At 36.9% G+C, this 13682-nt stretch carries 10 protein-coding genes; 9 read left to right on the top strand and 1 reads right to left on the bottom strand.

Annotation, left to right across the window (positions count from 1 at the left end):
* Positions 1 to 12 precede the first annotated feature (12 nt).
* The 4 genes from ACIQVU_RS04125 to ACIQVU_RS04110 all read left to right on the top strand — a co-directional run bounded on the left by ACIQVU_RS04125 (position 13) and on the right by ACIQVU_RS04110 (position 6819).
* Complete coding sequence (locus tag ACIQVU_RS04125) at positions 13 to 915, top strand: chemotaxis protein (RefSeq protein ID WP_340804506.1); 903 nt, start codon at positions 13 to 15, stop codon at positions 913 to 915.
* A 166-nt stretch (positions 916 to 1081) separates the two neighbouring features.
* Positions 1082 to 2629: a Ppx/GppA phosphatase family protein gene (locus tag ACIQVU_RS04120; protein ID WP_402893991.1), complete on the top strand. Its 1548-nt coding sequence runs from the start codon at positions 1082 to 1084 to the stop codon at positions 2627 to 2629.
* Entirely contained in the window at positions 2626 to 4779 is a 2154-nt protein-coding gene (locus tag ACIQVU_RS04115) for an RNA degradosome polyphosphate kinase (RefSeq protein WP_340804508.1), read from the top strand. Before ACIQVU_RS04120 ends, ACIQVU_RS04115 begins: the two co-directional genes overlap by 4 nt.
* 30 nt (positions 4780 to 4809) lie before the next feature.
* Positions 4810 to 6819 (top strand): putative bifunctional diguanylate cyclase/phosphodiesterase, encoded by a 2010-nt coding sequence (locus ACIQVU_RS04110; RefSeq protein WP_340804509.1) that lies wholly within the window; start codon positions 4810 to 4812, stop codon positions 6817 to 6819.
* A 45-nt stretch (positions 6820 to 6864) separates the two neighbouring features.
* Here ACIQVU_RS04110 and ACIQVU_RS04105 read toward each other — a convergent pair whose 3' ends face one another.
* Entirely contained in the window at positions 6865 to 7476 is a 612-nt protein-coding gene (locus ACIQVU_RS04105) for a TetR/AcrR family transcriptional regulator (RefSeq protein WP_402893989.1), read from the bottom strand.
* A 243-nt stretch (positions 7477 to 7719) separates the two neighbouring features.
* Here ACIQVU_RS04105 and ACIQVU_RS04100 point away from each other — a divergent pair, with 243 nt between their 5' ends.
* From ACIQVU_RS04100 to ACIQVU_RS04080, 5 genes are all read left to right on the top strand, one after another.
* Entirely contained in the window at positions 7720 to 8613 is an 894-nt protein-coding gene (locus ACIQVU_RS04100; RefSeq protein ID WP_340804511.1) for an NAD(P)-dependent oxidoreductase, read from the top strand.
* 15 nt (positions 8614 to 8628) lie between these two features.
* Entirely contained in the window at positions 8629 to 10149 is a 1521-nt protein-coding gene (locus ACIQVU_RS04095) for a CoA-acylating methylmalonate-semialdehyde dehydrogenase (RefSeq protein ID WP_340808526.1), read from the top strand.
* 134 nt (positions 10150 to 10283) lie between these two features.
* On the top strand, positions 10284 to 11600 hold the full coding sequence (locus ACIQVU_RS04090) for a GntP family permease (protein ID WP_402893985.1): 1317 nt from the start codon (positions 10284 to 10286) through the stop codon (positions 11598 to 11600).
* Positions 11601 to 11612: 12 nt separating this feature from the next.
* Positions 11613 to 12374 (top strand): 3-hydroxybutyrate dehydrogenase, encoded by a 762-nt coding sequence (locus tag ACIQVU_RS04085; RefSeq protein WP_340804512.1) that lies wholly within the window; start codon positions 11613 to 11615, stop codon positions 12372 to 12374.
* Between the two features lie 17 nt (positions 12375 to 12391).
* On the top strand, positions 12392 to 13576 hold the full coding sequence (locus ACIQVU_RS04080; RefSeq protein ID WP_340804513.1) for an iron-containing alcohol dehydrogenase: 1185 nt from the start codon (positions 12392 to 12394) through the stop codon (positions 13574 to 13576).
* The last annotated feature ends 106 nt before the right edge of the window (positions 13577 to 13682 follow it).

Raw genomic sequence — 13682 nt, 5'->3', positions numbered from 1 at the left:
AGCGGGATTGCATTGGAACATAAAGGTATATTATTAGAAAGTGGCACAAATGAGCTGGAAATCGTTGAATTTGAAGTGGCAAATAATAAATTCGGCATCAATGTTATTAAAGTAAAAGAAATTATTCAACCGATACCAGTGACATTTATTCCACACGCGCACCCGCATGTAGAAGGAATTATTCAATTACGAGGTGAGGTATTGCCAGTTGTGGATATGCTGCGAGTATTAGGTATTCAAGGCATAGAACGTAATCCACAGCAAAAATACATTGTTGCAGAATTTAATAAACAACGTGTCGTTTTCCATGTAGATAATGTAACACAAATTCATCGTATTTCTTGGAATCAGATTGAGAAACCTTCTGATATGTATCAAGGAGGAACATCACAGGTAATCGGCGTTATTAAGCAAAATGAGCAGATGATCTTACTGTTGGATTTTGAAAGAATTATGGTGGATATTAATCCTGAATCAGGTATTAGTGTGGAATCTGTGAAGAAGCTTGGGAAACGTGAGCGTAGTGAAAAGCGAATTTTAATTGCAGAAGATTCACCATTATTACGCAAATTATTATTCGATACAATGAATGAGGCAGGCTATAACAACGTTGAATTCTTTGAAAATGGCCGCGATGCATATGAATATTTAGAAGGAATTGTTAAAAATGGCGGTGATATAGGAGAACATATTCAATTAGTTGTAACGGATATTGAAATGCCGCAAATGGATGGTCATCATCTAACGCGAAAAATTAAAGAGCATCCTGATTTACAAAAACTACCTGTTATTATTTTCTCAAGTTTAATTACGGATGATCTTCGTCATAAGGGTGATCAAGTAGGAGCAGAGGATCAAATTAGTAAGCCAGAAATTGCAGAGCTTATTTTACGTATAGATCAGCTTATTCTGTAATATATGTGCCTTATCTGATACTTCACAATTTTAATAATGGGTATCCTGCGAGTATATGAATAAATGAAAGAAAAGTCGGATGCCTTAACGGTTCCGACTTTTTTTGTATAGCATGATTAATGATGAACAAAATAACATACAAGATACACTTGAAGGAAGTGATGATTTGAATGAACTAAAAACAGCCATTATTGATGTCGGCTCAAACACCATTCGACTAGTATTATATCAGTACAATTATGAAGAGGGACTTCAGGAGCTAGGAAATATTAAAACAGTAGCTCGCTTACGTACATATTTGCAACCCTCAGGCGAGATGTCGGAAGATGGCATTCAAGTGTTATCGGAAACCTTATTAACATTTAAAGCAATGCTTGAGGAATTTGAAATAGCAGATGTTAAAGCGGCTGCAACTGCTGCGATTCGTCAAGCTACAAATCGCGATCAAATTATTGCCCAAATGAAGGAGCAAACAGGTATTCAAATAGAGCTTTTATCCGAAGAGGAGGAGGCTTATTTTGGCTATATTGCGGTTGCCTATTCAATGGGGACAAAATCTGCTGTCACAATTGATATTGGTGGTGGTAGTACCGAAATTACACTGTTTGAAAATAAAGAGCTTCAACAATCTCATAGTTTTCCATTTGGGACTGTGTCACTAAAACAGCGCTTTGTAAAGGGCGATATTATTAATAGCAGTGAAAAAAAGGAATTAATTTCCTTCGTAAAAGAGCAGTTTCAAACACTTCCGTGGATACAGAATGTTGGTTTACCGATTATCGCGATTGGCGGAAGTGCACGGAATATTGCACAAATCCATCAGCAAAAGCATGATTATCCTATCGCAAGTGTTCATGGCTACGATATGGCAAAGGAAGATTTAGATGACTTAAGTTCATTTTTAGGGCAATTAAGCTTCCAGGAGTTAAATCAGCTTGATGGGCTTTCATCTGACCGTGCAGATATTATTGTACCTGCATTAGAAGTATTTAGAGTGTTGATGGAGGTTGTTGATAGTCCATCATTCCAGCTCACTAAAAAAGGCTTGCGAGAGGGATTGATTATTCAACGCATTTTACAAACAGATGCAAACGCTTTTGATAAATATAATGTGTTTGAAGGCAATGTCAGAAGATTAGCACGTCAGTATGGTCGTACAGAAATGGAAGTTGATTTTTTAATGCATTTAGCAGACCAGCTGTATCGAGAATGTTGTCATTTAGGATATTTACAATATAATGCAGAAGATTTGCAGTTATTAGTGAAAGCAGCGAAGGTATTTAATATAGGTGAGTATATTGAATTAAGCTCTTCAAGTCAGCATACATTTTATTTGATTGCCAATCAAGCTATTGATGGATTAAACCATCAAGAAAGAGTGATACTGGCACTGCTAGCTTCCTACAAAAATAAAGATTATTTCCAGCGATTTGCGACTCCATTTGCAGAATGGATGAGTCAGGAGGAATATCGTAAAATACGAAGTTTTGGAGGGCTATTAAAGTTTGTCTATGCTTTAAATGTTTCAAAGCGAAATGTTGTCCATGCGATTGAAATGCAAACAGAGGAAGATTATGCGCAGCTCAATATTTATATAAAAAATAATGCCGCTGCTGAAAAATACCAAGCAAATCGACATAAAAAACATTTAGAACGAGCATTAAAAATCCCATTAAAAATCAATTTTATTGAAGAAGGGTGGAATAACATATGACAACTGAAGTAACAAGTAATGAATTGCATGAGGAAGAGTTTTCAGAGCGTAGTAAATTGTTGGAGGAAATTGCAAAGCCACAGTATTATAATAATCGTGAATTAAGCTGGCTTGCTTTTAATGAGCGTGTATTAGAGGAGGCAGAGGATGAAGCTAATCCTCTGCTAGAGCGTTTAAAGTTTTTAGCTATTTTTAGCTCAAATTTAGATGAATTTTTTATGGTGCGTGTGGCAGGGCTACAGGATCAGGTACGTGCTGGCTTCCATAAGCCAGAAAATAAATCTGGTTTAACACCAAAGGAGCAATTAGCAAAGATTGCAGAGCGCACACAGGCTTTAGTACGCCGACAAACGGAAGTGTATCGACATTTAATCTATGACTTACTACCACAACATAATGTACATATTGCAGATATGAAAGATTTGAATAGTGAACAAAAAGCATATATTAATGAAATGTTTACAGAAACTATTTTCCCAGTTTTAACGCCTGTCGCAGTAGATGCTTATCGTCCATTTCCAATATTGCTTGGGAAAACATTGAATTTACTTGTATTGCTAGAGCAGGATGAGGAAGACCTTGAAAGTCGTGAGAGAGTGGCGATTGTACAAGTGCCATCCGTATTAGATCGATATATTAAAGTGCCGTCTGAGGAAGGAAAAACAGTCGTTGTTTTATTAGAAGATGTTATTGTTGCACATATTGAAAAGTTGTTTTATGGGTATAGTGTGAAATCTGCTCAGGCTTTTCGATTAACAAGAAATGCAGATTTAACTATTCATGAAGAGGGGGCTAGAGACCTTTTAGTTGAAATTGAAAAAGAGCTGAAAAAGCGTAAATGGGGTGTAGGCAGTCGTCTGGAAGTTCGTGTAGGGGAAATGAATGACGAAGTGCTTCAATATTTGTTAGAAGAGTTTGAAATTGAAGAAACAGATGTTTTCCATATTGATGGACCGTTAGATTTAACATTTATGTTCTCCTTTGTTAAAGGCATATCAGTAGGTCGTGAGCATTTAGAGTATGAAAGCTTTTTCCCACAGCCACCTTTAGATTTACAGTCAGATGAAAATATATTTGAAAAAGCTTTACAGCAAGATATATTTTTCCATCATCCATACGAATCATTTGCACCGATAGTTGATTTTATTTCAGAGGCAGCTGTCAATCCAGATGTGCTTGCCATTAAACAAACATTATATCGAGTGAGCGGCAATTCGCCGATTATTCAAGCATTAAAGCTTGCTGCTGAAAATGGCAAGCAAGTAACAGTATTAGTGGAGCTAAAAGCACGTTTTGATGAAGAAAATAATGTGCATTGGGCTAAACAATTAGAGCAAGCAGGCTGTCTCGTCATTTATGGTATGAATAATTTAAAAACACATTCGAAAATAACGCTTGTCGTTAGTCGTCAGCATGGCAAAATTGAGCGCTTTGTGCATCTAGGAACAGGAAATTATAATGATGCCACTGCAAAAATTTATACGGATATGGGCATCATAACGACAGATAAAGAATTCGGTGTTGATGCGACAAACTTCTTTAACTACTTAAGTGGCTATACAGAAAAACCTACATTTAATCATTTAGTCGTGGCTCCTTTTGATATTCGTGATGAATTTATACGATTAATGGATGAGGAAATTGCTTGTCATAAAAAATATGGTAATGGCTTTATTCGTGCAAAAATGAATTCACTAACAGATAAAGATTTAATGATGAAGCTATATGAGGCATCCATTGCAGGTGTGAAGGTAGAGCTTATTATAAGAGGTACTTGCTGCTTAAGACCGGGTATTCCTGGCATTAGTGAAAATATTACAGTAACAAGTATTGTTGGTCGTTTTCTTGAACATTCCCGTATCTATTGGTTCCATCATAATGGAGAAAATAAAATTTACTTATCTTCAGCAGATATGATGACACGTAATATGGTTAAACGTGTAGAAATTTTATTCCCTGTATATGCAAATGATATAAAAACTCGTATCATTGATATTATGAATACACAATTACGAGATACGGCAAAAGCACGTATTCAAGACTCTAATGGTAAATATCATTATAAAGAGTTTAATCGTGGGGAAGACCCAATCAATAGTCAGGAGATTTTCTTACAGGAAGCATTAAAGCCTACGTTAGATGAAGAATAGAGCAAACACGCTCCTTAGGTGAGGGATAAAATGAAAAACTATAGAGAGAGTGTAGCGCCATTTGCAGATTATCAACAACTTATGCAGCTTAATCCATTCGATGCTATTGTATGTTTAAGGAAAGTTGATATGAACGTATTTGAGGTCGTTGAATTTAATGATAAGCTACCATTATTTATGGAGCTGCAAGACGTTACAGCAACGGCTGCAGAGCATTTCTTTACAAGGAAATGCTGGCTACAATTGTTAAAAATTTTAAATGAAGACCTCAATCAACAACCTATTCTGCAATTAGGTACTGATCTTCAAGAGAAAAAATTTGCGATTCATGTACAGCCATTTGCTATATCGATGATTGCGATTATTTTTCGTGAAGTACAATATCATGTACAACCATATTTACAATTTGTGGAACAATATATTGATCCAGTGCTAACAACAGACTTACAAGGCCGAATTATTCATCAAAATGTTGCAGCTACCTCTCTCTTATCAGGAGAGCAGCACAACCTAATAGGGCAAGATATTTTTTCATTATTAGAAAGAAAATATATCAATGAATTTAAGCCATTATTTGCTAAAACAATTACAGGCTCAACACTTGGCATGCCTGAATGTTTATTTAAAGAGCAATTACTAAGTCAGAGGCCCTTCTATTTAAGAACGCATCCTGCATACTTTAATGGTGAGGTAATTGGTGTCCATTTATTTATAAAAGATGCTAGCTCGTATATCATCAATGACCGTGAAATATTTTACCATTTAGCACTAACGGATGAACTAACAGGTATTTGGAATCGGAAAGCCCTTAAGGAACATTGGCTGCAGCATTTGCAGGATAAAGCACAGAAGCAAAAGCAAGCGGCGCTTATTTTAGTGGATATTGATCGCTTTAAAAAATTTAATGAATCCCTTGGCGAAAGTCAAGGTGATGAGCTAATGCGGATGTTTTGTCACAGGCTACAGGAGCTTTGCTATGCACAATGCTTACTCTATCGCTATAATAGTGACGAGTTTATTTTTGTGCTAAAGGATGTAAGTATTCAAAAAATTGAGTGTACAGCTAATGCTATTTTAGAGGCTTTAAAGCAGCCATTTTTGATAGATGGGCAGGAATATTTTATTAGCGTGTCAATTGGTATTGCACTTAGCCCAGCAGATGGTAAAGATTTAGAAACATTGATACGAAAAGCAGATAAAGCTTTATTTGCGGTGAAAGAGCATGGACGTTCACACTATCGCTATTACCGTGAAGATATGACTGCTATTTTTCCAAATGAAGCTTTGATGGAGGCACATTTACGACGTGCCATTGAATTTAATGAATTAAGCTTGCATTTACAGCCACAAATGGATTTATCAAGCAATAGTATTAATAGCTTTGAGGCATTGCTGCGATGGAATAATCGCAAGTTTGGCTTTGTATCACCTGCACAGTTTATTCCTATAGCAGAAGCATCAGGTTTAATTATTGATATTGGTGATTGGATTATTGATGAGGTTTGTCGCTATCAACGAGAGTGGCAAATGAAGGGCTACCGTCCTGTACGTATCGCTGTAAATATTTCACCAAAACAGTTTAAAAAAGAAAACTTTGCACGAAAAATTAAAGCAACGCTACAGAAATATAATGTAGCACCTGAATTATTAGAGGTAGAAATTACAGAAAGCTCTATGACAAATGTACATGAAACATTTTCTATTTTAACAGAGCTTAAACAGCTTGGGGTATATGTATCAGTGGATGATTTTGGAACAGGCTATTCCTCATTAAGCTATTTAAAGCGTTATCCAATCGATATTATTAAAATTGACCAATCCTTTATTGCGGATATTGCAAAAGATGATAAAAATGAGGCGATTATTAAAGCCATTATTTCCATGTCCCATAATTTAGGTTTAGAGGTTGTTGCTGAAGGAATCGAGGAGCTAACACAAGTCGACTTTTTGAAGCGCCACCATTGTCAAAAGGGACAAGGCTATTTATATAATAAGCCTTTACCAGTTGAAGCCATTGAACAACAATATTTTGTAAGCTAAATACGAAGTAGCACTTTTATCGCAAAATGGATAAAGTGCTACTTTTTATTTATTATTTTTAAGACCATTTAATACCACCGTTGTAAACTGTGCCATTTCCGTAGCAAGATCAAAGTCATCATTATGAATTAACCAATCATACACATTGGCGCGCATACAACGCTGAATAATCGCTTGTATACGAGCAGTAGGTAAATCCTGTCTAAATTCTCCTTGCTGAACTCCCTCCTCAATATATGCATTGATTAGTTGAAAAATCTTTCGTTGTGGATTGATTAAATAGTGATCTGGTTCGACTTGGTTTGTCATTGCAGCCGTATAAATTGTACGTAATAAATCTTTTCCCACATCATTTGTTAAATAGTTCATTTGTGCTTGATACAGTAATAAAATTTTTTGACTTGCTGGTAATGCGCGATCAATATTTTTTTCTACAGTGCTATAAAAACTATCGAGTTCTACAAACTTTTCTAAAATAACATCATACTTCGATGGGAAATGCGTGTAGAATGTGCCCTTTGACACATTACAGGCTTTTGTAATCTGTTCAATTGAAACATGCTCAAATCCGTATTTATTAAATAAATCTAACGATGTTTTTAATAATTTTTCACGTGTTGCTAAGGCTTTTTTTTGTCTATTTGTGAGTGCTGTCATTACTCTATAAGACCTCCTAATGAAATATTTTAGAATAATTTAAAATAAAAATATTCAGAAAATATAAAATTTTAAATTGACGAAATGCTTTTCTTTTGATTATTATTTAATTGACCGAGGTCAATGACCGTGGTCGCTGAAATTGCTTTATATAATTTATGTTACGACAAAAAGCTAGCACTGACTAGTATAGTGTATTATTTGGCGATGTTATTGAATTTTTAAGAACAGGAGGAGGTCTACATGACAGAAAAGTTAGGCTTTATCGGTTTAGGCAATATGGGATTACCGATGACGATTAATTTATTAAAAGCGGGCTATAAAGTGTATGGCTTTGATACAAATGCAAAGGCATTGGCACAATTCGTAGAGGCAGGGGGCATTGGGCTTGAAACCTCAAAGGATGTTGCGGAGCAATGTGATGTTATTATGACCAGCTTGCCAACTCCTAAAGTTGTCGAATTGGTATATCAATCAGAGCAAGGTATTTTACGATATGCAAAAAAGGGTGCTTTACTGATTGATTTTAGTACCGTTAACCCTGAATTGAATGATGTCTTACATAAAGAGGCTAAAGTATTAGGCTTGCGCTATTTAGGAGCGCCTGTAAGTGGAGGCGTTATTGGAGCTGTTAATGCAACGTTAACAATTATGGTCGGTGGCGATACGGAAGATTATGAAAGCGCTTCAACAATTCTAAAAGTAATGGGACAAAATATCTATCATTTAGGCACATCATCGAGTGTAGGAACTCGCATTAAATTACTTAATAATCTAATGATTGGTTTTTATACAGAGGCTGTCGCTGAAACAATTGTTCTTGGTGAAAAAATGGGTATTCATGCTGACACATTGTATGAAGTTTTAAGTAATAGTTATGGTCAAAGCCGTATCTATGAACGGAATTATGCAGAATATATGAAAAATGATAATTACGAACCAGGTTTTTCTACAAACTTATTATTAAAGGATTTAAAGCTAGCGAAGGAAATGGCTGATAAAGCAGGTGTATCTTTGCGAATTGGTGAAAAGTTAGTAGACCTTTACAGTGAAATTGCGGAGCAAGGGTATGGAGAAAATGATATGTCTGCGGCTTATTTAAGTCTAAAAAATAATAATCAAATAAAACAAGTGTAAGAGGAGGAAATAATGATGACAACAGCACAAGAAGTGAAAACATTAACACATTTTATTGGTGGACAGCTAGTAGAAGGAACAAGTGGACGTTTTGGTTCAGTATTCAACCCAAGCACAGGAGATGTGATTGCTAAAGTTCCTTTGGCAACAGCACAAGAAACGCGTGACGCTATTGAAAAAGCACAAGCCGCATTCCCACAATGGCGCGATACATCAGTAGCAAAGCGCGCTAATATTTTGTTAAAATTCCGTAACTTAGTAACTGAAAATATGGATGAATTACTGCAAATTATTTGTACAGAAAGTGGTAAAACGGTTGAGGATGCTAAAGGTGAAATTACACGAGGGCTTGAGTCCGTTGATTTAGCTATTGGTGCACCACATTTAGTAAAGGGAGAATACTCAGTAAATGTTGGAGGTCAAATTAACGCTTATTCAGCTAAATATCCATTAGGCGTAGTAGCAGCTATTTCTCCATTTAACTTCCCAATTATGGTCCCTCTTGCACAAACAAGTATGGCAGTTGCTGTAGGGAATGCTGTTGTGTTGAAAGCTTCTGAGCGTGTACCAATGACAGCTCTTTATATTAGTGAATTATGGAAGAAAGCAGGCTTACCAGATGGTATTTGGACAGTTGTAAATGGCGATAAAGATGCTGTAAATGAGCTGTTAGAAAACCCAACTGTGCAAGCGGTTTCATTTGTAGGATCAACACCAGTTGCTAAATATATTTATGAAACAGCTTCTAAATATGGCAAGCGTGTAACGGCATTTGGTGGAGGAAAAAACAATATGGTTGTTATGCCAGATGCAGATTTAGAGCAGGTAGCGAATGCCTTTATTGGTGCAGCATATGGTGCAGCGTCTCAACGCTGTATGGCCATCTCAACAATTATGCCTGTTGGAAAGGACACAGCAGATCGCTTAGTAGAGATTTTGAAAGAGAAAATTTCAAGTTTAAAGGTAGGTCCATATACAAATGCTGATTCAGATTTCGGTCCTGTTATTTCACAGCAATCGAAAGAGGTGACGATAGCAGCTATCAATCGTGGAGAGGCTGAGGGAGCATCCATTGTCTGTGATGGGCGTGAATTGGATATTGTGAAAGAATCTAAAGGCTTCTATGTAGGTCCTACATTATTAGATAATGTCAAGCCAGGTATGGAGATTTATGAGCAAGAAGTATTTGGTCCTGCTCGTAATGTTGTACGCGTAGATTCATTGGAAGAAGCGATTCAGTTAATCAATGAACATGAATTAGGGAATGGTGTGACGATCTATACAAATGATGGATTAGCTGCTCGCAAATTTACAACAGAAATTGATGTAGGGATGGTAGGTGTTAATGTACCGATTCCAATTCCAGTGGGCTACCATAATTTTGCTGGCTTTAAAGATTCTCGTTTTGGTGAGGGGCATATGTTTGGACCAGATCAAGCGCGATTCTTTACAAAAACAAAGACAATTTCAGAGCGTTGGATAGCAAGCAATGCATCCACAACATCAACATTTGCATTTCCAAGTAATAATGACTAATTCAACTTTTTTGTAAAAATGTAACATCATTAAATCCTATTTAAAAAAATATATGTAAGAGTAAAGGTGCTGCCAGGAAAGAAATAAGCTTTCCTGCTAGTCCTTTTTGAAAGAATTCGATGGGTGGGATGTAAATGATAGAGTATATTGGTCTTTTTGGTAGTTTAGCATTATTAGTTTATTTAACAATGAGAGGCGTTAATTTACTTATTTCTGCACCATTAACTGCGTTGATAGCAGCGATCACAAATGGCCTTGCCTTTTTTCCTCAAACAGCTAAAGAGGAGCAAGCCAATTTCTTAACAAGTTATATGGATGGCTTCACTGGATTTGTTGGGTCATGGTATTTAATGTTTATGGCAGGTGCTATTTTTGGTAAAGTTATGGAAGATACAGGTGCAGCAGATAGTGTATCTAAATGGATCGTTGAGAAAGTTGGTGTGAAATATGCTGCATATGCAGTTGTGTTAGCAGCAGCGGTACTCACATATGGAGGAGTTTCTGTTTTTATTGTTGCTTTTTCCGTATACCCAATGGCAATCAGCTTATTTAAACAAGCGAATTTTCCACGACGTTTTATTCCAGCAGCACTTGGTCTAGGTTCTGTAACTTTTACGATGACATCTGCTGGATCGCCTGAAATTCAAAACTGGATTCCAATACCATATTTAGGTACAACACCATATGCTGGCTGGCAGGTTAGTATTATTGTAGCTATTTTTATGGGGGTTGGTGGTGCATTATGGTTAAATTGGATGATCAAGCGTGCTGTTAAAAGCGGAGAAGTATTTATTGAACGCTCAACAGACCCAGTAGTTGATGAAACACGTAAATTGCCAAGTCCAATTCTTAGTCTTCTTCCATTATTAGTTGTACTGGGTATTTCCTTTGCTTTCCATGATTCTTTAGGAACATCTGCTTTAATTGTGGCATTAACAAGTGGGTGTATTGTCGCTTATTTAATAAGTTATAAATATTCAAAGTCAATTGGAACAACGTTAGCAGCAGGGGCGATGGGAGCTATTGTGGCGATTACTAATACAGCGGCTGTTGTAGGCTTTGGCGGAGTAGTAAAAGCAACGCCATCCTTTGTAGCAACAGTAGATGTGATGACAAATATTCCTGGAAGCCCATTAATTGGCGGTGCTTTAGCAATTGCAGTTATTGCAGGTTTAACAGGTTCAGCATCTGGTGGCCAAACGATTGCGATGCCATTACTTGCTCCACATTATATTGAGATGGGTGTAGATACGGAAGCGTTACATCGAACAATTGCTATCGCATCAGGATCACTGGATTCATTGCCGCATGGGGGCTATGTAGTGACAACCATTAATTCGGTTTGTAATGAGAAGCATAAGGATGCATATCTACCGTTTGGGGCTTTGACAGTTATTATCCCAATTATAGGTACAATATTAGCTATCGTATTATTCTCGCTAGGCATGTAGGAGGAATATTATATGAAAGGAAAAACGGTTTTCATTACAGGAGCAGCTCGTGGTATTGGTCTTTCAATAGCACAAATATTTGCTGAACAGGGTGCGAATGTAGTCATTACAGATAAAGATGATCAGCTTTTAAAAGAGGTGGTTGCACAAAATCCTACTTTAACAGCCTATTTATGCGATGTAACAGAAGAAGATGCTATACGTGAGGCGATTGATTGTACAATTGAAAAATTTGCAACCTTAGATATTTTAATTAACAATGCAGGCTTTCAACATATTTCTCCTATTGAGGATTTTAAGACAGAGATTTTTAAGACAATGCAACAAGTAATGGTCGTTGCACCATTTATCGCTATGAAATACGCGTTACCTCATATGAAAAAGAACCAATACGGTCGTATTATTAATATGGCATCCATCAATGGCATTATAGGATTTGCTGGTAAGGCTGGCTACAATGCAGCGAAGCATGGTGTTATTGGCTTAACTAAGGTAGCTGCACTTGAAACGGCAAATGATGGAATCACTGTGAATGCTATTTGTCCAGGGTATGTTGATACGGATTTAGTTCGTAATCAGTTTAGAGATTTAGCTAAAACAAGAGGGATTCAAATAGAGGAAGTGCTTGAACAGGTATTATATCCTCTTGTACCGCAAAAACGATTGCTTGATATTTCTGAAGTCACAGGGCTTGCCTTATATTTAGCAAGCGATGGAGCGAAGGGGTTAACAGGGCAGGCTATTATTTTAGATGGTGGCTATACAGCTCAATAGTTTAAGGAGGGAGCATTATGATTCAAACGAAAACAATTTTTACGGTTCATTCACCAGGAACCATTGTTTACGGAAGAGATTCATTTAAAGAGGTAGGGGTGTATGCCAAAAAGCTAGGAACAAAGGCGCTAATTATTAGTGATCCAATTATGAACAGCCTAGGCTTTGTAGAGCAGTGTACGACACAATTAAAAATGCAAGGATTGGAAGCGGTTTCGTATTTAGGGGTGACGACTGAGCCTGATGATACATATGTAGCGGAGGGACTTGAGCTATTGCAAGCAGAGGGCTGCGATATTATTGTATCTGTTGGTGGAGGTAGCTGTATTGACACAGCAAAGGCGATTGCTGTTGTCGCTACAAATGGCGGCTATATAGGGGATTATATGAAAATGGCAAAGGTTGCAGAGCAGACACCAATTCCACATATCGCTATCCCTACAACGGCAGGTACAGGCTCTGAAGCAACAGATGCAACAGTTATTACGAATACAAAGACAGATGTGAAAATGATGATTAAGCAGCCAGCCTTTATGCCAATAGTGGCAATTGTTGATCCTGTCTTAACGGTCACATCACCTCCTGCGATTACAGCAGCAACAGGAATTGACGCATTAAGTCATGCCATTGAAAGCTATTTGTCACGTTTAGCACATCCATATTCCGATGTACTTGCATTATCTGCAATGGATTTAATCGTCAATAATATTGTAAAGGTCTATGAGCAGGGTGATGATATTGATGCGAGGGAAGCAATGTCATTAGGCTCTATGCAGGCAGGCTTATCCTTTTCCAATGCTTCTGTCGCATTAGTGCATGGCATGTCACGTCCTATTGGTGCACTGTTCCATGTTCCACATGGTATATCCAATGCAATGCTGCTACCTGTTGTTTTAGAATACTCAAAAGGGGCTTGCATTGATCGACTGGCAGATTTAGGGCAATTTTTCTATAAGGCAAAAGAACCTTTATCACAGGAGGAGCTTGCACATTTAGCGATTATGTCTATTAAGGAAATGTGTAAACATATGAAAATCGGAAATTTACAGCAATGGGGGATAGACAAGCGAGCCTATTATGAGGCTATACCGAAAATGGCAGATGATGCACTTGCCAGTGGTAGCCCTGCCAATAATCCAAGAATTCCAACAAAAGAAGAGTTAATGGAGCTTTATAAAATTGCTTATACGTATATATTTTAAGAGGCTAGAATATCACTAGCCTCTTTTTATATGGAAAAATAATAGAGGGAATTTGCAGAATTAATATGACATATTCGAGCATATATAGTAAAATTACAGTGAATAG

Source organism: Lysinibacillus sp. NPDC098008, from assembly GCF_044760715.1.
GTDB lineage: Bacteria > Bacillota > Bacilli > Bacillales_A > Planococcaceae > Lysinibacillus.
Note: the sequence above shows the minus strand (reverse complement) of the source record. Positions and strands in the feature narration are given on the sequence as shown.